Here is a 24,447-nt window from a genome sequence, read left to right as displayed (position 1 = left end):
GTTCACTTTTTTATACTTCCTCGCTAATCACTTGGAGCAACCGGGCGATCAGTTCAGCTTCCCCCATATTTTCAATCTCTTCCGGCAGAACATCCTGGCTCAGGCAATCCAGTTCATCCGCGGAGAGCTCATTATTGTCCTCTTGTCCCACATTTTCGAACCCAGGCAAGCCCGCTGTTTGCTCTGCTTCAAGGAATATTTCCAGCTCATCCCATTGAATCAGCGAGAGAATATGGCCCGATAACTCGATGATATTCGGGTAGTTGAACAGCACCTGGTTATCCAGCTCCAGACGAAATCGCTCTTCGAGAAGGGTTTTGAACTGTGCGGAGACGATGGACTCCAGGCCCAGCTCAAAAAATCCCTGTTCGATATCAGGGAGTCTGCCTTCCGTAAAGACCAGTAATGAAGCGACCATTTTCTGGACATAGGTGACCATCAATCCCTGGTGCTCGCCATCAGGTGAATCGGCAAGTTGATATAGAAATTCCATATCAGCGCCATCAGCCTCGTTGGTATTGGCCGGGCTGGAAGATTCCAGCCTCGTGTCGGTTGTGATATCGGAGATGGCTGGCGGTATTGTCTGAGACTCATCGATCCAGGATACAGCAACTTCTTCCACAGCCTTTGTCACGTCAACCGGGGATGAAGGCTCTCCATGAGTACCATAGAGCCAGTGTCTCTCTTTTTCAAAGGGATACACGGGCAAGGAGATGCGATAAGGAAGATAACCGGCATAAAGTTCGGTCAAATGGTCGGCCAAATGAATATCCGATCGCTGTACCCATTGTTCAGCAAGACCGACAATCCTGTCTTCCGGCGTCAGATGCTCATTCTCCCCGGCAGGATTCTCCGGTTGTGCCCTGTTTGCCGCCAACGCTGTCTTTCCGGTATAGAGTCCTTTCATCTTCTCCGGATTTGGATTTCCATCCGTTCTCAGATAGAGATCGAGTAACTGGATAAGCTGCTCGTATCCGAAGGCAACAAAAGCAACCCTGTACGGCAAGGCAATACGGCCTGTCTGCAGTGTAAACGCTATATCTCTGAGATCAGCCGGCGCTGCATCGTTTTCCCTTTCTCCTGCTGGGGTCCCGCTCATTTCAGGCAAGCTGCTTGTCAGGTAATTTTTCAAATTGATGACGTATTCTTTTAGAATTTTGTCGCTTTTGGCCGACAGAGGAACAAGTACCGGCGCAGCACTCTTCCGCTGTGGACGTTCGGCTTCCGCTTCATATTCCTCGATAATCAGGTGGACATTGACCCCTCCGACTCCGAACGAGCTAACACCTGCGCGTCTTGGCGTCTCGATTTGGTTGTTCTGGTCCAGCACCGGTTTTTTCCATTCCTCGGCTGTCAGCTGAACCCGAAAAGGAGTATTGGCAAAATCAATATTCGGATTCGTTCGCTCGGCATTGAGCAAGGTTGGCACCAGCACTTTATGCTTGAACTGGAGCAGCACCTTGGCAACCTGGGCAATCCCCGCCGCTGCCTCAAGATGGCCGATATTCGATTTGACCGAGCCAATCGAACAATACTGCTTATCGGACGAATAAGCACCGAACGCATCGGTCAATGCCGATATCTCAATGGGGTCGCCAAGAGAAGTTCCTGTACCGTGCGCCTCGATATAGCTGATGGTCCGGGGATCGATGCTTGCCTGTTCCAGCGCTTTCTTGACAACCTCGGCCTGCGCAACGGGATTTGGCACGGTATATCCGTGGGTCCTTCCGCCGTGATTGACCGCCGAGCCCTTGATTACGCCATAAATATGGTCCCGATCTCTTTTGGCTTTCCACAATGGCTTCAATAATACGGCTCCGGCGCCTTCACCCGGAACATATCCGTCCCCCCCTTCGCCAAAACTCCTGCAGTGGCCGTCCGAGGCCAAGAATTTCGCCCAGTCCAAGGTGATATACTTGCTCGGGTGCAGTGATAGGTTAACCCCCCCTGCTATAGCCATGTCACATTCATTCTTAAGCAGGCTTTCGCATCCGAGGTGGATGGCATAAAGGGACGAGGAGCAGGCCGTATCAACCGAGAGGCTCGGACCGCGCAGGTTCAGAAGATAAGAAACGCGGTTGGCCACTGAAAAAATCTGCGAATTGAGCGGCAAGGCATTGCCTTTGGCCATCTCGGTTGCGCCAAACAGCCCATATCCATTAAAGGTGACCCCGGCGTACACTGCCACATTGCCCCTATTGTCGCCGGCATCCGGATCTTCCAACGCCTTGGGCGTATACCCCGCATCCTCCAGGCAACTCCAGACAGCCTGAAGGAACAAGCGTTCTTGCGGATCCATAAACGCGGCATTGATGGGCGCAATATTGAAAAACTGAGGGTCGAATTTATCGGCATCTTTAACAAAACCGCCCCATTTACAAGCAATGTTCGGATATTGCCGGTAATCCCATCTCTCCCTGGGAATCTCGGTAATACAATCTTTACCTGCCATTAGATTTTGCATGAACTCTTCTAGGTTCCCGGCCTGGGGAAACATGCCGCTCACGCCGATAATCGCGATTCCCTGTTCAGACTCGGGAATGTCCCATTCTTCGGGTGATGGCGCAGCAGCGGCTGCAGAAGCCGGAGACACATTCCCAGTCTCATTACCAGGCGGATCCTTCAACCGGTGGTTGTCAGGAAATTTGATGGCTAACATTGATTTCTCCCGCTGCTGCTCCACAAAATACCGGCTGAGGGCTTTCAGGTTCTTATAGGTAAAGAGCAGGGTAGATGGCAGTTTGCCAAAGACCGTTTCAAAATATTTATTGATCTGATTGATATGGATCGAATCAATTCCATAAGCATCAAAATCTGCCGTGGCTGAAAGTTGGCTAACCGGGATTTTCAGTATCGTAGAGAAGGCCTGTTTCAAATAATCGAGCACGGCCTCGCTCAATATCCGGTCATCGTTCGTGTCGCCATCCGCCAAGAATACTTGGCCTTGGCCTAAAGCAGGCGCCTCGCTCCGATCCGGCGGCGATACTGCAACTGCTTCGGGATACCGATCATCTGGGACAAGCCTTCCATCTCCTCCGGCTGGAATAATCCAATGGCGCTCCCGCACAAAAGGATAATTAGGGAGAGAGAGCCTTCTAGTTTTCCGGTTGCCATGCAGTATTTCCCAAGCAACATCAGCTCCCATGACCCAAAGTTCGGAAATTGCCGCGAGGTCACCCTCTTTCATAAGCTTTTTCAGATGCTCTTTCGCCACCTCGCCATTTAAGAGAACATCGAGTTTTTCCCTGAATTCGGTGGTATTTCCATGCTTCAGGTTTGGATTATCCAGCTTGCCATTGCAGTAATCAGCCAATCCCTTCCGTAAATCATTCAGGTTGGATGCGATAATGGCAAGCCGTTCTTCCATACTCTCGCGCCCGGCCTGAAGCGTATAGGCCAAATCTGAAAGGGAAATCGCATCCGCATCCGCAGCTTCAGGTTGATGCTCAGCCACCGGCTCGTCCGGCGCTTCATCAGCATAATGCGAGGCCAGATATTGGGCCAACCGATTGACGGTGGAATGCTCAAGCGTTACATCCCGGGGAATTTCAGCTCCCCATTTTTGCTGCAGCCATTCACTGAAAACCGTCAGGCTATATTGGTCAAATCCATAGTCGGTAAATAGTTCGTCGGCATTCACCTCTGTGTGGTCGATACTGAGCATCTCAGCTATCTCTTGGATGACCTGTTGCCTAATCGATCCGATCCGGTCAAATAATGCTGCAGAGTTTGCTTCCGATAATGGACCGGCAGAATTAGGAGACACCGATCGATTAAGGAAAGAGCGCATTTGTTCGGCATAGGCCTTTAACCTGTCTTCATTTCGGGCAGAGAGCACAAAAAGCTGGGGAAAATCGTCCCTGTTCGGTAAAGGCGATACGGGTTCTTCATATTCCTCAAGAATAATATGGGCATTGGCGCCCCCCGCTCCAAAGGAGCTGATGCCAGCCCTTCGAGGATAGCGATGTTCCCCGTTATTCGTCGAGACAACAGGCGGTTCCCACTTTTGGAGTGTTTGCTGAACATAAAATGGCGTATCCTTGAAAGCGATATAAGGATTCAGCGCTTCCGAGTGGATGGAAGGAACCAGCTGCTTATGCTTCATCTGGAGCAAGACTTTGGTTAATGCCGCAATCCCGGATGCTGATTCCAGATGACCGATATTCGATTTTACCGATCCGATGGAGCAATACTGGCGAACGTCCGTATTCTCGCCAAAGGCCTTCGAAAGGCCGGCAATCTCGATCGGATCGCCCAGCGAAGTGCCTGTCCCGTGAGTCTCTACATAGCTGATCGTAGTTGGATGGATGTTGGTCTTCTGAAGCACATCTTTGATCAGATCTCCCTGAGCGTTAGGATTCGGGACCGTGTAACCGCTGGTTTTACCGCCTGAATTGATCGAGCTTCCCTTAATGACCGCATAGATGTGGTCCCCGTCTGCAATGGCTCTGGCGAGTGACTTCAATACAACTGCGCCTACACCTTCACCCGGAACATATCCGTCTCCGCCTTCACCGAAGCTTCTGCACCGCCCGTCACTGGAAACGAAATTCCCCATACTCAACTGGAGGTATTTATTGGGATGAAGCGCCAAGTTGACCCCTCCGGCGATGACCACATCGGATTCACCCTTGCGGATGCTATCGCAACCCAGGTGTATGGCAGTCAACGATGATGAGCACATGGTGTCCAAGGCGATGCTCGGACCGTGAAAATTAAAGAAATAGGAAACGCGGTTGGCAATGGATGCGTAAGAGGAGCGGGCAAAAATCCGGTTCCCGTTGGCTTCGGTTTCCAGCAACTGGTACAACCCGTACATGACTCCGACAAATACCCCAACCTTCTCCTTTTCCAGCGTACTCCTTGGGTAACCGGCATCCTCAAGGGCATGCCAGGTCGTCTCCAGGAACAACCGCTCCTGAGGATCGATAGATTCAGCTTCGACGGGCGGGATATTGAAGAAGAGGGAATCGAACATCTCCACATCTCCAATGAATCCTCCCCACTTACTATAAGTTTTGCCCGGCTTCCCCTTCTCAGGATCATAGTAACGCCTGTGATCCCACCTCTCATCAGGTATTTCTGTAACACAATCCCTTCCTGCTTTCAGATTTTCCCAAAACTCATCGAGCGTTCGGGCCATAGGATAACGTCCGCTCACCCCGATAATCGCAATCTCTTCCGCGGGGAGCGTTCCTTCTCGTGGAGCAAACCGCTCGGGCTGCAGCAACGATAACCGGGATGCGCGAACCTGCTCCTGTTCCCGAATCCGGACAATGCCCTCATCTTCCAATTTTGCCGGACGGCTTCCGGAATTTTTACCGAAGAGCTTCAGCAGGCTCTCTTGTTTATTTTCCAGCAGGTAGTGGGCTAGTTCTTTGATATTGCCATATTCAAAGAAGAGTGTTTTGGAAAGCTCGCCCAAGTCCGCTTCCAGGGATCTGTTCATCCCGATGATTAAAATGGAATCAATCCCATACTTGCCAAAGGATTCGTCAATTCGTATTTTCCCCTTGGCGATTTTGGTCGTTCGGGACACCAGATCTTTCAGGTAGTTTTCGGTCTGATTAAGCAGAATCTCTAGATTGGCCCTAGGGAGGCTGGTCTTCGCTTCAGATTGAGCTACACACTCTTCCCCGGTTGCTGCCATTCCCAGGTTCGAAGGTGCCTTCAATATTGTCCGGATCCTGTTTCCATCCCCCTTAATCGCCAAGATCTGCGCAACCGGCAGCTGCAACCCCCGTTCAAAGACCGGAATGCCATCTTCACTGGACAGGGGCAGCATCCCCATCCACTCTTTCATTAACCTTAGCGATTCCTCGTGAACGGTCATTCCCTCTCCTTCCCATAACGGCCAGTTGATGGAGAGAGTCTTGCCGAACCGCTTGCCGGCTGCACGCCGAGCTTCCCGCCACTGCGCGAAATGGTCCATATAACTATTCGCATAGCCGTAATCACTCTGCCCTATATTGCCCAGCACTGCTGCCGCCGACGAAAAGAGCACCATGAAATCGAGGGGCTCATCCCGGAGCGCTTCATCGAGGTGCTTCGTCCCGTATACTTTGGCGGCCAGTACCTCGCCAATCTCTTCCGCCCGTTTTTTCAGCACAAAGGCATCCCTGATCACCCCAGCGGAATGGATAACCCCATCAATTCTTTTGAACCTGATTTTGGCTTTGGATACAAGCTCCTCAACATCCTTCCGCTTGGACACATCGGCCTTTACATATAAAATCTCCGACCCTGCCGCCTCCAGCTCTTTAAGCTTAGCGCGGTTTTCCTCGTCCAGGTCGCTTCGGCCGGTCAGCACCAGACGTGCTCTTGCCTTCCGGACGAGATAACGGGCAAATATCATGCCCAGCTCACCCAGTCCGCCTGTGATAACATATACGCCTCCATCTTTGATCAGGCTGCTTGATACAGGCTCGAGGTTCGATACAATCTCCTTCATTTCTTTAACCAGTCTGGTGCTGCCCTCATATCGTATCTCGATCGCTGCATCCATCTTATTGAACTCGTCTAAGAGCAGATCAGCGTCTAAACACCCGAGCAGTCCCTCGGCTGAAGTTCGCGGCCGCTGTATTTCGATCGTTTTATAGAGGAAGGAGGGGTATTCCATACGAATGATTCTGGAGAATCCGCTCATGGCGCTGTATTCAGGTATGCCATCTTCCTTGTCATTGACGAACGCAAAGAGTAACCGAATCTGGAAATCAGGCTTTTGATCCATCAGCGCCCGGCTCAGGTAAAAGAGGGAATAAACCCCCTGTTCAAGATGGATATCCAGCTCCTTCTCCGTTTCTGCCATGTGCCTGCTATTCCTGAAGAGGATAATTCTCTCTGGCCGCAAGCCCTGGCGGCTGAGTCCATGCAGCAGTTTTTGGTAATCCTCTTGTAGCGAGGGATTCATCTCGAAAACGCCATTGCCCAGTTCACGGTAGGCTTGTCCTGGCTTCACCAGAACGACAGAGGACTCATCGCTCTCGTCTTTAAGCCGCGTCTCTATTAAATTGAAAAGCTCTTCATCTGTGTCGAACACCAGAACCGTACCACCTGCACGCTGTTTTAACCGGTCAGAGGCTCTGTCATTCTGCAATTCACTCCACACGGCCGTATAGTACTGGATCCCGATTTCAGCCCCGTTTTCTATATTAGAGACGGCATCCGCAAGACCAGTTTGATTGATTTTATCGTCCAAGGATGAATCGTCTACCATAAAAGACTTCAACGTAAAATCACGCAAGACGGTCAATATCTTGCCTGAACCATCCGTGATGGTGATGTTGAATTTCTGGATTGAGGATTGCGCTGGATTCGGGTTGCCTGACCATGTTGCGTGCGCGATGCATTCTTCTGTCAATGGTGCGAATATCCGGATCTCAGACAGCGCAAATGGTATAAAGACAGTAGGAGCGGAATGATCTTCTTGTTTCATCAGACCGAGCACAGTTTGGAATGCCCCGTTCAATAGGCCCGGGTGAAGCGCATGCCCAATCATGTTATCCTGCTGGTCAGGCGGCAATTTTAAGAAAGATAACGCCTCGGATTTGTTATGATACAGCTCCTGTATCACTTGAAATTGCGGCCCATTAATCAGACCGTTAGCCTTCATGGAATCGTAACATTCAGCGCCCTTGATTAGGAAGGGACAACGTTCCCTAATCGCCGCCGTATCAAGGGGCACCGGACCGGCTTCGGCCAGCGGGACGTCCTCATACTCCAGTCTCCCCTGCGTACAGATGATCCGCTCACTCTCCGCAAGAGCACGCATCTGTGCGGTTTCGTCAACAACACTCACCTCAAAATCAGCAGTACTGCCACTCGGATAAAGATGAATATACACGTTACAGTTATCGTTCTTCGCTTCGATCTGGTTGAGCCAGAGGACATCCTTGATTACGGGTATCTTCTTTTCGGCACTCAACTCACCGGCTGCCCGCGCCATTTCCAGAATCGCTGCACCGGGCAATATCTTCCGCTCTCCCAGGCAGTGATCCGTCAGGAAAAACTCATGTCCTGAGAAGCTGGAACAAAAACGCTGTTCATAGAAGCTCGAGATATTTTGATGCACGAGCGGATGGATTTTATTCCCCTGTCTGGTTTCACTTTGACCATGTAATGCCGGTGTCGAACTGAGCGATACCCAGTGTCTTTCGCGCTCAAAAGGATAGGTCGGCAGGCTCACGCGCCGAGCCTTATTTTCACCATAGAGACTGCTCCAATCGAACTTTAATCCCTTGACCCAGAGTTCACACAGTTTCTCATAGTTTCCTCGCTCTATCCATTTATTTACCGCTTCCAACAGTTCTTCACTTGTTTCCAAGGCTTGTATGAGGTTGTCAACCCCTTGAACCTGTCCGCGGTAGAGGTCTCCGGTCGCTTTCTGGCTGATGAAAGCCCGCAACTTATCTGCGAGCATTTCCGGAGATGTTGCCAGGAACGCCAAACGCTCCTCCATAGCCTCTCGCCCAACCTGAAGTGTGTAGGCGATATCGATGATATTCAGATCCGAGTGTTTCTGGCTGCTAACCGCAGCTAATAAACGCTCTGCCGCTTCATAGAGACGCTCCCCGGTTTTAGCAGATAACACCACCACCGCCGGTCTTGACAGATCAGGTGTGGTTGTCGGCTCGTGATCGCCCTCGTTGATATATTCCTCCACTAAGATGTGGGCGTTAGATCCGCCAGCGCCGAAAGAAGAGATGCCGGCGATTCTTGGGTATTCCTTGACTTCACCGTCGATGTCTACTACGGGCCGTCTCCATTCCATTAACTCCTGCGGTACGGAAAAGGGACTGTGAATAAAATCGATATTCGGATTCAGTTCCCGGGAATGCAAGGATGGGACAATCTGCCGATGCTTCATCTGGAGCAGAACTTTTGCGAGTCCAGCAACACCCGAGGCGCTCTCGCAATGGCCGATATTCGACTTGACCGATCCAATGGCGCAGAACTGGGTGTCCGCCGAATACTCTTCGAATACTTTGTTCAGAGCGGCAATTTCGATCGGGTCCCCAAGTGCCGTTCCGGTTCCATGTGCTTCCACATAACTGATGGTCCGGGCATTGATTCCGGCTTCTTTCAAGGCTGTGGCGATAACCTCAGTCTGTGCCGCGGGGTTGGGCACGGTATACCCATTTGTTTTGCCGCCATGATTAATGGATGTTCCCCGGATGACCCCATAGATATGATCCCCGTCCGCAATGGCCTTTCCCTTGGGCTTGAGAATCACTGCTCCCACACCTTCTCCCGGAACATACCCGTCGCCCCCGCGTCCAAAGCTTACGCATCTGCCATTGGACGATGCGAATCTCGATTGGCCGAGGATTAGGTATTTGTTAGGATGAATCGACACATTCACTCCGCCTGCCAGGGCGATCTCGCATTCCCCGTTTTTGATCGCCTGACAAGCCAGGTGGATGGCAACCAGGGAAGAAGAACACATGGTGTCGATGGCCAGACTCGGACCGTGGAAGTCACAGAAATAGGAAACTCGGTTGGCGATCGATGACGGATTGCCCGAAAGTACAATAGGTCGGCCGAGCATCTGCTCCTGAACACCATAAAACTGGTATTCCTCATTCATCACGCCAACGTAAACACCCACGTTCCGCCGCACGGCTGAACCAGGCTCATAACCGAACTCCTGCCGGGTATATCCGGCGTCTTCGATGGCTGCATATGCGCATTGCAGGAATAGCCGCTCTTGGGGATCCATAATCTCTGCTTCCCGTGGCGATATATTGAAGAACATGGAATCAAAAAGGTCGACGTTTTTCAGGAAACCGCCCCACTTTGTATAGGTAGTTCCCGGATGATTCTTATCCTGGTGATAATAGCTGCTATGCTCCCAACGTGATGCTGGAATTTCGGTAATGCAATCCATTCCCTGCCGCAGATTCTCCCAGAACTCTTCCAAATTTTCCGCTTCGGGGAAAGCGCCGGACAGTCCAATGATGGCGATTTCTGTTGCCGATGATTCCCGCCCCGTTTCGGATTCCACATGCGCCGGCAAGAAGCGGGAGGGCAACATACCGGGAACGGGCATTTTAGCCTTATTCACCGGCTCGTTCCGGAATTTCCTCGGATCTTCGGCCTGTAAAGTTTGGTGCACTGGTCTTGTTAATGCCGCCTCCCCGGTTACGCCCGTCAGTTTGGCAAGCTCATTCGGAAAATTTTTAGAAAAATAATGGGTGACCGCAGAGATATTCTGATATTCAAAGAGCAAAGTTTTGGGCAAGGGGCCGAAAGTCTTTTCCAGTTGCTCGGTCAATTTCATGATTAGGATAGAATCTATTCCATACTTCTCCATTGGAACCTTCTCACCAATTTGCTGAGCCGGCAGTTTGAGCTCGGCGGCGAAAATCTGCTTCAACGCCAACACCGCTTTTTCACGTAGCGAGCTCGCTTGGAAATCAAAGATCTTGCTCCTGTCCTCTTCTGTCGTACTTATGGATTTGCCGGCCAATTGCTCTGGAGCATCCGGCACTTCGGTGAACAGGGTGCGGATCTTTTCCGCATCTCCCTCGAGCGGTATGGCTTGGGCTAGTTTTAGAGCTAACGAATAATAGAGGAGGTTCAAGCCCGTATCCGTAGACATGGCCGTAATTCCGGAACGTTTGGTCATCGCTCTTTCCAACTCTTCATCCAGTTGTATTCCACCATCCCGCCACAATGGCCAATTCACCGAAAGGGTTTGGCCCTTGCGTTGATTCGCCTGAACCAGTTCTTCCCGATAGGTGGAGAAAACATCCATAAATGCATTGGCCGCTGCGTAATCGCCCTGACCCATATTGCCCGTAATTCCCGACAGGGAGGAACAGAGCACAAACAAGTCGAGATCCATCTCTTTGCTTGCCTGATCCAGGTTCATGACGCCCTGAACCTTGGGAGAAAGCACCTCACGTACTTCATCCCGTGTCTTTTTGTAAATAAGATTGTCCCGCGTCAGGCCAGCACAATGGATGATCCCATTCAAGCCGCCAAACTCATGCCGAATTGTCTGGAACAGCGTTTCCACGTCTTCCGGCTCACAGACATCCACTTGCTGGTACACGACCTCTAATCCAGGGCGAATCAATTCCTGCAACCGAGTCTCATGATCCCCGGACAACGCGGACCGTCCCGTCAAAATCAGTACACCATTCTTTACTTTGCTAGCGATATCCCGGGCAAATATCAGGCCCAGTCCACCCATGCCTCCGGTAATGAGATAAACTCCCCCGTCTTTCCATGGAACCAGCTTCGCTACTGTAGGGGGAAGGCTGACTTCCTCGAACCTCAATACCGAGCGCTTTCCGTTCCGGTAGAGCACCGGGCTGTCGGTGGAACGGCAGGCATTCTCATCAAGTCTCGCGATCATTTGGCCGGCATTTACTTCATTGTCCACACCGATCAATTGGCCCCACAGATGCGGATTTTCCAAGTGCGCGGTTTTCAGCAACCCTGCCAATCCCAGGAACAGACAGCGGTCAGCCGTCACGGGAACCACGACCTGGATCAACAGATCCCCTTGCGGCTTATCAGCCATCTCCTTTTGAATCAGTTCAAATACATTGGCCGTACAAGCCTGGAAACGATCGGCCACAGTTCCGCCGGATCCCGCTTGCAAGACAATGCATTGCGCATGATTCAACCCGGCCTGTAATTTATTGTTTATATTCCCGTTCAGTTCGCACAAAATTACCATCCGCTTGGCGTATGGAGGGAAACTGCTCCCAGGGGGAACGGACTGATCTTTCCAGACCGGACTGAACATTAAGGAATCGACTGTTTTTTTATCATTTCGATCGTCTCCGGTCAGACTCGCACTGTTTACCGGTTCATCCATTTTCAATGGACGGAAATGCATATTCTCGATCCGAACGCAGACATTCCCCGCTTCGTCACAGAGATCGATATCCAGGGTTTCCCCTCCGGTCATCCCATGTCCATGATCCTTGCTTGGCCGTATACAGGTCCACATCTTGGAAGAGCAGCCTCTATATACGGTCATTTGCCGTATCGAGAAAGGAATTTTCGGCGTTGCCGCAACCGTTCCGGCGGGTAAACCCGGTTGGCTGGCATCCGCCGTAATCCCGATGGAGGCCTGCAGGGCTGAATCCATCATGCAGGGATGCAGAGTGAACTGAGAGATGGTATTTGCCAAGGAATCCGGCAGCATCAGATGAGCTAAAAGCTGACTCTCTCCCAGACAGATGGATGCAATGCCTCGCTGACTGGCGCCATAATCCATCCCCATGTACTTGAAGTTATCGTAAACCGTACCAGAATCAAGATTTCCTTGAACACATTGAGCGTGCAGATCGCTAAGGTCAACCTTCGGCATAGTACTTCCGATTTCTAAACAAGCATGGCCTTGACAATATATGAACGGTTCTGATTGGACTCCCTCAGGCATACTGTAAATCCGGAAGGCTACCTCCCCATTCTTTTCCGGGGTGAGTCCGATATGAACTTGAATCGGTTGATCGGCAACCATTAAAGGCCTAATCCAGACAACCTCCTTAAACCGCACATTCGGAAGTTCCCGAGATCCGTTATTTACCGCATTCATAAGCGCTGCATGAGCCATTTCGATGCAGACCACTGCAGGCAAGATCTTGTTCCCATTGATCAGATGGTCTGAGAAAAAGGATTCCGTGCCGGTGAACAAAGAGCTATACCTTTGTTCGGTAAAATCAGAGGTATTCTGCTGTAAAAATGGATGAATCCAGGATGAATTGTTCTGAACCACGAACGTGCCTTGAGAGAGCACATCATCAGGCATCCAATACCGCTCTTTGGCAAAAGGATAGGTCGGCAGGCTGAGGCGCTTGGCCTTGTTCTCTCCGTACAGTTCGTTCCAGTCGAGAGACAGGCCCTTGACCCAAAGCTCAAGCAATTTCCCATACTTGCCCTGCTTGAACCATTTTCCCAATGCATCCTGAAGTTCCTTGTCCGAATCAAACACGCTCAGCACATTGTTGAAGCTATTTGCCTGATCCCTATAAATAACTCCTGCTCCGTTTGTTCCTTCCAGGTATTCGTTCAATTTCCCCTCCAGATCGGCAACCGAAGTTACGGTAAACGCAAGACGCTCCTCCATTGCCTCCCGTCCGACCTGAAGCGTATATGCCAGGTTGCGCAAGTCTGCAGCTGCCGGTAGCTCTTTGCGAATCCATGTTAGCAATTGCTCTGCTTGTTCCTTAAGCTGATCTTCTTTTCTAGCAGAGAGAACAATGATGACGAGTTGTCGACTAGAAACAACAACCTCGGGCAGTGATGATTCTTGTGGAATATATTCCTCGATGATGAGATGCGCATTGGCGCCACCTGCCCCGAAGGATGAGATCCCAGCGATTCGCGGATATTCCTTGTTCTCGCCATTATGGCTGATCAAGGGACGTTTCCATTCCGTCAGTTCTTGGGGAACGGTAAACGGACTATGGATAAAATCGATATGGGGATTGAGCTCCGTTGAATGTAAAGAAGGAGCAATCTGCCGATGCTTCATCTGCAAGAGCACCTTGGTCACCCCGGCAAGTCCTGCGGCGCTTTCACAATGGCCGATATTGGATTTTACGGAACCGATCCGGCAGAACTGTTGATCTTCAGTTTGGTCTTCAAAAGCCTTTTTCAGGCCGGAGATCTCTATCGGATCGCCCAGCGAGGTACCGGTGCCATGAGCTTCAATGTAGCTAATGGTTCTTGGATTTATGCCGGACTGCTTCAACGCTCTTTTGATAACACTGGCTTGGGCCCCAGGATTAGGAACCGTGTACCCGTTTGTTTTGCCCCCGTGATTAATTGCCGATCCTCTTATGATGCCGTAAATATGGTCTCCATCGGCAATCGCCTCTTCCTTGGGTTTCAAAAGGATTGCCCCAACACCTTCTCCCGGTGTATAGCCGTCTCCTCCCTTCCCAAAGCTTTCACACCTTCCCTTGCGTGACATGAATCGGCTTTGGCCAAGCATCAGAAATTTGTTGGGATGAAGGGATAGGTTGACCCCGCCTGCAACCGCCACTTCACACTCTCCGTTCATGATGCTCTGGCAGGCAAGATGAATCGCGACCAACGACGAGGAGCACATCGTATCAATCGCCATACTCGGCCCATGGAAACCGCAGAGATAGGAAACACGGTTGGCAATCGATGCCGGACTGCCATTAAGCGTGAACATGTTGCCTTGCAGTTGAGCCTGCGCCCCATAAAGCTGGTATTCTTCATACATGACACCCACGAAAACGCCGACATTACCCGTGAGTTCGAACTCCATATTCCTCCCAAGCGTATGGCGGGTATAGCCGGCATCCTCTATCGCATGGTACACACACTGCAAGAACAATCGTTCCTGAGGATCCATGATTTCCGCTTCACGCGGCGAGATATTAAAAAAGAGGGGATCGAAATAATCGACACCATCGACGAAACCGCCCCATTTCGCATAGGTCTTGTCCTGCTTTTTCTTATCTTCGTCGTAGTAGTGACTGTGATCCCAGCGTTCTTTGGGAATCTCGGTGATGCAATCTCTGCCCTCCTTCAGGTTGTTCCAGAATTCCTCAAGGTTTGCCGCTTGGGGATATTGTCCCGCCAATCCGATAATGGCCAGATCCAACCCTGTGGATTCTCTCTCCTCTGTACTACCGGAAAGAAACGGAGAGAATTTTCTAACCTTCCATAGCGGGATTTTCATGTTATGTCCTGGTTCAGCCTGTTTTGCCGCCACGATTGCGTTAGGCTGCATCGGCTGAGATGAAGCCGGATCTGGGTTAATGCCTAACAGCGTCCTCACGCGTTCGGGATAGGATTCATAAAAATACCTCGATAATTCCGTCAGGCTCTGGTACTCGAAAAATAATGTTTTGGGCAGGGAACCGAAGGTCTTTTCTAGTTGGCTGGTCAATTGCATGATCAACACAGAATTGATTCCGTATGTTTCCAATGGAACACGGGCGTCGATTCGTTCAGCTTGAAGCTTGAGCTCAGAGGAAAGCATACGCTTCAATACGTTGACACACTGTTCCTGAATGCTCTCTTCATCGTAGGGCGTGTAAGAAGTTTGTTCCGCAATCAACGATTGATTCCCTGTGTCTGCGGAATCAGGCAAACGGTTGAACATATAACTGCGGATCTTCTCAGCATGGCCTTCAAGCGCTATTACTTGGGTCTGGCCGGATGCAACACTCGCATACAACAGCTCCATTCCTGTTGTGCTGCGCATCGGAACAAGGCCAGTGCCTTCCCGGATCAGCTTTTCCATTTCAACGGCCATCCTCATTCCCCCGTCGCGCCATAGCGGCCAGTTGATCGATAGCGTATGCCCGGAACGCTTGCTCATCGCTGCCAACTGATTTCTGCGAACGGCAAAATGGTCCATAAAAGCATTTGCGGCAGCATAGTCGGATTGACCGATATTGCCTGTAACGCCTGCCATGGAGGAGAAGAGGATCAAGAAATCCAAGGGCAGTTCTCTTGTTGCTTGATCCAAGTTGACGAGTCCCATAACTTTTGGAGCCAGAACCTCACGCAGCTCCCTCTCGTTCTTCTTTAAGATCACACTATCGCGAATGACACCCGAACAATAAATAATACCTTGAATGCTTCCAAACTCTTGTATGATTCCTTGAACAAGGTCATTGACCGAGCGTTCATCCGTCACATCGGCTTCTTTGTATCGAACCGTAGCGCCGCCCGCTTCCAGCTCTCGCAAATGAGCCGCAACATTTTCCTTTAGTGCTGACCGGCTCGCCAAGATCAGGACCGGATTCTTGGTTTCTCGGGTAATTTCATCTGCAACAATAAGCCCCAGACCGCCTGCGCCACCGGCAACAAGATACACCCCGCCATCCTTCCAGGGAAGCTTCCGGCTTTCTTCAGAAGCAACGGCGCATTCCTTCAACTCCCATACCAGCCGTCCGCGCTCCGTGTGACGGACATGATGGTCCAACGGACATTTGCTATTTTCATTCAGAATTGTGGTGATTACATCGGCATTGCTCTCTCGCTCTGATTCAATCAATTGACATAGGAGATGGGGAGCTTCCAACTGTGCTGTCTTCAGAAAACCGGAAAGGCCGGCAAAAACCCGAGTCTCGTCATCTGTTTGGATATAGAGCTGAATCAGGACTTTCTCTTTCCGCCTGCTTGCGAGAATATCCCGGGTTTCTGTTAACAGTTGAACTGTATAGTCCTGGAACCGGGCCGCAGCGCTCGACGCTCCGGACTTCAAGGCAATGCACGGAGTATCCGTCAATCGGGCTTTGACCCCTTCCAAAAGCTTATCTTTTGGCTCACAGAGTATGACAAGCCTCCGGCTGTATTCAGGATCTTCGGCGTACACGGATGCCGCCTTCACTTTCCACTGCGGGATGAACATTAGCTGTTCAGTTGGTCCGGTGCCCGCTGCATCGAGCAAATTCGCTTCATTTTCAGGTGCTCGGAATGCGATCTGTTTCAGACGTACACAGAGATGACCTTGGGTATCATACATATCGATATTGAGTTTCTTAACGCTGCCTCCCGGTTTACTACTCGAATCCGGGCGGATCAATGCCCACATCTTCGGAGAGCAAGCCCTAAAAATCTCTAATTCGTTTAATGCAAAGGGCAGTGCTGCTTTCCGGTGATCCGTGGTGCCGGTGAATGCCGTTCCGTATGATGGCACCAGAGGCAGCGAAAGACCGATTGATGCCTGTAATGCGGCATCTAGCAGACTGGGATGAAGGATATATTGCGAGAAACTGTTTTCAAGGGAATACGGCAAGGATAGACCGGCCAGCACCTGATTCTCACCCTGATATAGATTCTCGATCCCCTGATGACTTGGTCCATAATCGATCCCCAAAGTTTTGAAAAGGTTATAGCACCCCTCCCCATCCAGGCTGCTTATCCTGCATTGCGACTTGAGAGACTCGATATCCATTGGAAACATATCCGCAGCTTGGTCCAATTGGGCATTTCCCCGGCAATATACCAAGGGTTCGGCCTCTTCATCCGCCCCATCACGATAGATCGTAAAAGCGATCTCACCCGATTCGTCGGGAAGGAGTGAAATATGGAGGGTTACTGCCTGATCCCCAACCTCGACCGGTAAGATCCACACAACATTTGTTAGACGTATGGATATACCATCCCCAGCCTTAAGTCCCATTGCGCAATGGATAGCCGCGCGAGCCATTTCGAGGCAGACTACACCTGGCAAAATCTTTTTCCCTTCTACCAGATGATCTTCCAGGAAAAACTCACTTCCGCTGAAGCTTGAGCTATAGCGCAATTCATAAACGTTCGAGGTATTCCGATGCAAAAGGGGATGAATCGTTTCGACAGATAGGATCTTACCTTCTTCCCTATTTTCGATACCCATCACCCAACAACGTTCTTTGGCAAAAGGATAAGTCGGCAACGGTATACGGTACGGGGTCTGCTCCCCATATAATAGACGCCAGTCCAGATCCGCTCCTGCAACCCATAACTCGGCGAGTTTATTAAGCTCCCGTGCATGAATCAAGGATGAAATAAACGTATTTCCCGTATGGCCTTCAACAATCGGATCTGAATTCCGTTTGTCGTTGAGGATATTCCCCCTGTAAAGCTGTTCGATCCTCTCTTTTCCTTCCAGATATAGCGCCAGCTTTTCGGTCAACTCATCCATGCTCTTCGCAACAATCGCCAGCCGTTCCTCCATGGCCTCCCTTCCAACTTGCAACGTATAGGCAACCGAAGCGCTATTTAAGGAAGGCAATAAATCTACGGTTTGACGCTCTGATGCTCCTGCTTCCGCAAGGCCGCCGATATATTCCACAATGGAATCGATGGAACGCAAGATGTTGAACACCGCAGGAGGTATATCGATCTCCAGATGTTGGTTAATTTGATTCTGGAAAAGCTGGAATTGAACCTGATCAAATCCGTATTCCTCCACATCCCTGTCCAGATCGATATCGGATTCATTCACGCCGATGATTTGGGAGGCGATATAGATGATCTCATTGCGAATTCTTGCAAGAGCAGGTCCGCTTGCCGGACGAGAGACACCGGACGATAGTGTAAGTGCCGATTGTCCCTCCGGCAGCGAGCCTGTTCGCTTTTTCAGATAATCAAGGAGCAAGGCAGTATACTCCTTCAGCCTCTCCTCGTTCCGGGCGGAGAGAACGTAAAGTTCCGGAACATTATTCTCTCCGGAAGACTCCGGATCTATCGACTGATATTCCTCAACGATAATATGGGCGTTGGCTCCCCCTGCGCCGAATGAACTGATTCCAGCCCGGCGCGGGTAACGGCTTTCTTTGCCGTTTTTCCGGACAACCGGCTCCTCCCAGTGCTGCAGCGTCTGCTGGACGTAAAAGGGTGTTTTCTTGAAACTGATGTGCGGATTGATTGGTTCGGAATGAATGGAGGGAACCAATTGACGATGCTGCATTTGGAGCAGCACCTTGGTCAATCCGGCTATTCCGGCTGCAGATTCGAGGTGGCCGATATTCGATTTGACCGAGCCGATGGAGCAGTATTGATTGTCAATGGTCTGTTCCCGGAAGGCCTTGGTCAGCCCCGTAATCTCTATCGGATCTCCCAAAGAAGTTCCCGTCCCGTGAGTTTCAATATAACCGATCGTTCGCGGGTCGATGCCTGTCCGGTCAAGCGCCGCTTTGATCAGGTCGCCCTGGGCGTTCGGATTGGGAACGGTAAATCCACTGGTTTTCCCGCCGGAATTGATGGAACTGCCCTTGATCACCGCATAGATGTGATCCTTGTCTTGGATGGCTTTGCGTAGTGGCTTTAACAAGACGGCCCCCACGCCTTCCCCAGGAACATAACCGTCTCCGCCTTCCCCGAAACTCCTGCAGTGGCCGTCGCTGGAAGTGAATTTGCCTACGCTTAACAGAATGTATTTATTAGGATGAAGAGTAAGATTCACTCCTCCCGCAATGACAAGGTCGCTCTCGCCATTTCGGATGCTCTCGCACCCCAGATGGAGGGCTGTCAGCGACGACGAACACATTGTATCCACTGCCATGCTCGGTCCCTGGAAGTTGAAAAAATAGGAGACGCGGTTGGCAATCGAGCTGTAGGAGGATCCGACCGGAACTCTCGTTCCTTTGATCTCACCTTCGAACAACTCGTACATGCCGTACATGACACCAACAAAGACCCCTACCTTATCCTTCTCAAGAGCGGTTCGGGTATAGCCGGCATCTTCTAGAGCTTGCCAAGAAACCTGCATGAAGAGCCGGGCTTGCGGATCTATGAATTCAGCATCGATAGGTGGAATATTGAAAAAAAGCGGATCGAACATCTCCACATCGTTTATGAATCCGCCCCATTTGCTGTATGTCTTTCCCAGCTTTTCCTTGTCCGGATCGTAATAGCGGCGGTAATCCCATCTCTCCGGCGGAATTTCAGTGATGCAGTCCTTTCCGTTTTTCAGGTTTTCCCAGAATTGCTCCAGGTTATCAGCCATGGGGTAGCGCCCGCTCACACCGATGATGGCGATATCATCCGCATATTGTCCAGCCTCCCGTTGAACCCGTCCGTCCGAGGCGGAAAACCGGAATCGGTCCCTGACAACCGGTGTTTTTTCACCCTGTCTTTTCCTAGGGGGTTCCACCGTGGCCTCTGCGTTTTTAACAGGAACTTTTCCAAAGATTTGTGCTAAAGTTTCCGTCTTATGCTCAATGAAGTAGCTTGCCAGTTCCCGAATATTTCGGTATTCAAAGAATAGCGTCTTGGACAGTTCGCCAAACGCTTCCTCCAGTGAGCGGGTAAGACTCATAATCAGGATCGAATCGATCCCGTAATCTCCAAACGACTCTGAAACATCGATTTTATCGACATTGATTTCTGTTTTTTGGGATAAGACCTCTTTCAGGTAGCGCTCCGTCTCTTCCCTTAACTGCTCTCTTCCTATTTCTGACGCTTCGGTTCCCTTTTCTGAATGAGCAACCTTTCGATTGCGCGCAGAACTTTGCCCGTTTGTCCCTCCACTGATCATATGAGGGCTGGCAACATGAAGCGCCTGACGGATCCTGCTCACCTCTCCCTTCATCACAATTAACTGGGGAACCGGAATGCGCAACCCATCCTCCAATGCCTGAATGCCTTCTTCCCGGTTCAAAGGGATCATCCCTGCCTGCTCTTCCATCCACTTGATCGACTCTTGCTCGATGGTCATCCCGCCATCCGCCCACAATGGCCAATTGATGGAAAGGGTTTTGCCAGACCGCTTGCCTTCTGCCCGATGCTCTTCCCGGCTTGCCGCAAAATGATCCATATAACTGTTGGCATACCCGTAATCACATTGTCCGATATTGCCCAATGCTGAAGCTATGGAAGAAAACATGACAAAAAAGTCGAGCGGCTCATCCTGTAATACCTCATCCAGATACCTCGTCCCGTAGACCTTGGCCGCCAGTACTGCCGCCATATCCTCCCGGCTCTTTTTCAAGATGAAAGCGTCCCTGATGACACCTGCGGAATGGATGATGCCGTCGATTCTATTGAATCGGGCCTTCGCTTTGGACACAAGTTCTTCGACATCCTGTCTTCTCGATATATCCGCCCGGACATAAAGCACCTCTGAACCGGAGGCTTCGATCTCTTGCAGATGGCTCAAGACCCATTCATCCTGTTCCCTGCGGCCGGCCAGCACAATTCTGGCTTTCACCTTCTCACACAAATACCACGCAAATAGTACTCCAAGCGCTCCGAGACCGCCGGTGATGAGATAGACACCGTTGTCTTTCAATAAGCTGCTGGAAAGAGACTCATGCTCCCTTCCTATCTCCCTGATTTTCTTGACCCAGCGCCGCTGTCCATCATAGCGAATTTGGACCTCGCGGTCTTTCTCGAGGAATTCCCTCCATAACAACGCTGCAATCTCAGATAAACTCATCCTTGAAGTGATCAGCTCAACCGTTTTATAAATAAATGCAGGATTTTCCATGTGTATAATCTTGGAAAAACCGCTCATGGCGCCAAATTCCGGAATTGTTGCTTCTTCCTCGCCTGGAAATGCATAAAGGAGCCGCACCTTATTCTGGGGTTTCAGTTCCATTAGCGCCTGACTTAAAGCGACTACGGAATAAATCCCCCGTTCCAGTCTTTCATCGATCTGGTTCGGTTTCCTTACCGATTCATCGGATGACCAATAGTGGATAATCCGGTTCGGGATAAGATCTTGATGTTTCAAATGCGCAAGCAACGTCCTGTAATCTTCCGGATTCGAGGGATTGATTTCGTAGATATGATTGCCGATCGCCTTGTATTCCGTTCCCGGTTTGACCAAGAGAATCGTGTTTGCCTGTTCCCTCTGTTTGCCCGCCAGCGTTTGTAACGTTGCACGAAGTTCCGCATTTATATCAAAAAGCAATATAGGTCCGGGCGATTCCGTTTCAAGCCGGTCTTCCTTCACGGCTCTTTCCCTGGCTTCCCATACGTTTTCAAAATAGAGTGTGGATTCAGGCGATAAGGCAATTGGGTCAATCCTATCCGTCTGGTTACTCTTGTTCTGAACCGCCTTCACATGAAACCCTTCGATCTCCACACATATTTTTCCCGTGTCGTCCACGACTTTGATATCAAAATTCTTTATTAAATCATCACCATCTTTGGTATTGAACTGTTTTATTGATTTCGTTGCGTACACATAGCCCGCTTCCGGCAGAGGAGAGCGTATCCAGATCCTGTCCAGAGAAAAAGGCAGGTAGAGTTGCTCTTTCTGCCCTTCACTCGTTTGGAAAAGTGAGGATATGGACTGTAATGCCCCATCCAGCAAGGCGGGATGTAAAATAAAATCTTTCACCTCTTCACGCCTGTCACTTATATCCGTCACCATAAGCTTAAGTCGGGCCAACACCTCATTATCGTTATAATTCACTTCCTCAATCGTCTGAAAGTAAGGCCCATACACCAGCCCGTCGGCCTTCATCGCTCCATAAATCCTTTGCCCCTCGCTCCCGGTGCGACAGCGGGCTTTAAGTGTTGCGATGTCTAATGAATCTTGGCTCTCCCGAGCATCGGCGCTATACTCATATTCGAGTTTCCCCTCTGCGCACAGAATCTCTTCTCCGCTATACCGGCCTGATTCGTCCGGAATGCTCACCTCGAAAGCTGCTCTATCCCCATCCGGATACAGGCGGATATTTACGGTCTGCCTGTCATCATTAACCTCGATCGGGTAGAGCCAGATGATATCTCTGATACTGTGGATCGCTTTCCCGCCCGCCAGTTCACCGGCCGCCCGGGCCATTTCCAGAACAGCTGCCCCCGGCAGTATTTTTCGGTCACTTATCCGATGATCGGCAAGGAAAAACTCATGACCGGTGAAAACCGAGCGGAAGATTTGCTCAGAAAAATCAGAAACATTCTCATGCAGCAATGGATGGATCAAAGTTGAATCCGGCTTGTCCACTGCTTTCCGCGGAGCGCTCTTCTCCTTTTGGGGCACCCAATGGACTTCCTTTTCAAAGGGGTAAGTCGGAAGGGGGATCCGTCGCGGCGCATACCCGTAATACAAGGTTCCCCAGTCCACGACCTCGCCGTTCATCCACCGCTGTGCCAGTTGAACAAGTTTTTGCGAATCGAGAGCATTTCCGGTTCTCCTGTCTCCGGTCGCACTTAAATCTTTTTTCAGCCGGTCTGCAGCACCTTTGAGCCGAATATCGTTCTTTTTCACTTTGCCCCGGAGTATGTCTGGTCTGCCATCCCCATTCCCCAAATAAAGCGAGAGTTTTTCGGATAAATCCTCCCTGCCGGAAACAAGGATTGCGAGCCGTTCATCCATGGGTTCCCTGCCTACCTGCAAGGTATACAAAAGATTGACAAGATCGATGGTATGATTTTCCTCGAGGCAGTCTTTCATCTTTTGGACGTAATTATTGAGCTGGGCTTCGTTTCGTGCCGAAAGGATAAACAAGCCCGGATGTTGGCTGCTGATGGTCATCGGTGCTTTCTTTATGCCTGATGCATGCGGATCAACGTACTCTTCAATTACGGCATGGGCATTGGTGCCGCTATAGCCAAAGGAACTAATGCTCGACCGCCGGGGATAACCTTGAACCCCTTCCCATGGTCTGGTATCTGTATTGATATAAAACGGAGAATCCTTGAAATTAAAGTGTTCATTGGGGGTTTGGATGTTCAACGTCGGCACCAGTTTCCCGTGCTTCAGGCACAACAATATTTTATGAAGACCCGCCATACCCGCTGCCGCCGAAGTGTGACCAATGTTGCTCTTGGCTGAACCGATGGCGCAATAATTCCGTATACCGATTTTTTCACCGAATGCTGTTGACAAGGCTTCAAGCTCAACGGGATCTCCCAGTTTTGTGCCGGTTCCATGCATCTCAGCATAGCTTATGCTTGCCGGATCAATACGGTAGCGTTCATAAATATCCCGTACCAACTCGATCTGACTACCCAAATTGGGTGCTGTGATCCCATTTGTCTTTCCGTCCTGATTGATGCCGGACCCGATAATGAGGCCGTAGATATGATCATGATCAGCCACCGCATCTTTCAGCCTTTTTAAAACCGCTGCTCCGGCGCCTTCCCCCGGGACGAACCCGTTCGCACTGTTATCAAAGGTTTTGCACTGGCCATCTGGAGATAACATTCCGGTCGAACACATGGCGATATAAGATTCAGGGGTGAGATATAAACTCACCCCCCCGACCAACGCCATATCGATTTCCCCGCCCAACAGCGCCTGCGTGGCCAGATGAGTAGCGACCAGTGAAGAGGAACATGCTGTATCAATGGATATGGCAGGGCCTTTCAGGTTGAGGTAATAAGCAATGCGTGCAGCACCGATGGCATTACTGTTGCCCGTAGCACTTATCTTTTCATTACCGCTTTGCTGAAGAAGTCCGCCATATTCACCATTGACAATTCCCAGGTATACACCGCATTTCCTATTGCTCAGAGCCTGTCGGCTATAACCGGCATCCTCAAAGGCTTTATATCCCTCCTGCAGGAAAATCCGGTGCTGGGGATCCATCATCTTGGCTTCCGACGGCGGAATTTCAAAAAACAAGGAATCAAAACATTCGGCATCGTCGATCATACCGATATGTTTGCAGTATATGCTCCCTTCTTTTGCAATTTGGGGATCATAATACTGATTTATATCCCACCGTGAAACAGGGATCTCTCGTATGGTATTTTTACCATTAACGAGAATATCCCAATATTGATCCGTGTCATCCGCATTCGGATATCGTCCGGATATGCCGATGACGGCAATCGCTTCCCTTTGCTCCGGCACATTTCGGTTTTCCCGATCTTCAATGGGTTCGTCCATACGAATGCTTGATTCAAATTTACACTCGCGCTCATCCGATTTTTCCGGTATCAAGCCTATGCTGTTGTCATGATGACCGGAATTGATTTTTTGCAATTCTCTACTTGCCTCTTCCGGCGTTAATTTTTTTTCCTTCAGTGCTTTCAGTACATCCCTTAAATCCATGG

Annotated in this window: 1 protein-coding gene; it reads right to left on the bottom strand. The window is 50.4% G+C overall.

From position 1 onward, the window contains the following. Window positions 1-10: 10 nt before the first annotated feature. Window positions 11-24,445, bottom strand: a complete 24,435-nt coding sequence (locus JSQ80_RS29550) for an SDR family NAD(P)-dependent oxidoreductase (protein ID WP_418888879.1) — start codon at window positions 24,443-24,445, stop codon at window positions 11-13. Window positions 24,446-24,447 lie beyond the last annotated feature (2 nt).

The sequence above is a fragment of the Paenibacillus apiarius genome (assembly GCF_017052585.1).
Lineage (GTDB): Bacteria > Bacillota > Bacilli > Paenibacillales > Paenibacillaceae > Paenibacillus_B > Paenibacillus_B apiarius.
Note: the sequence above shows the minus strand (reverse complement) of the source record. Positions and strands in the feature narration are given on the sequence as shown.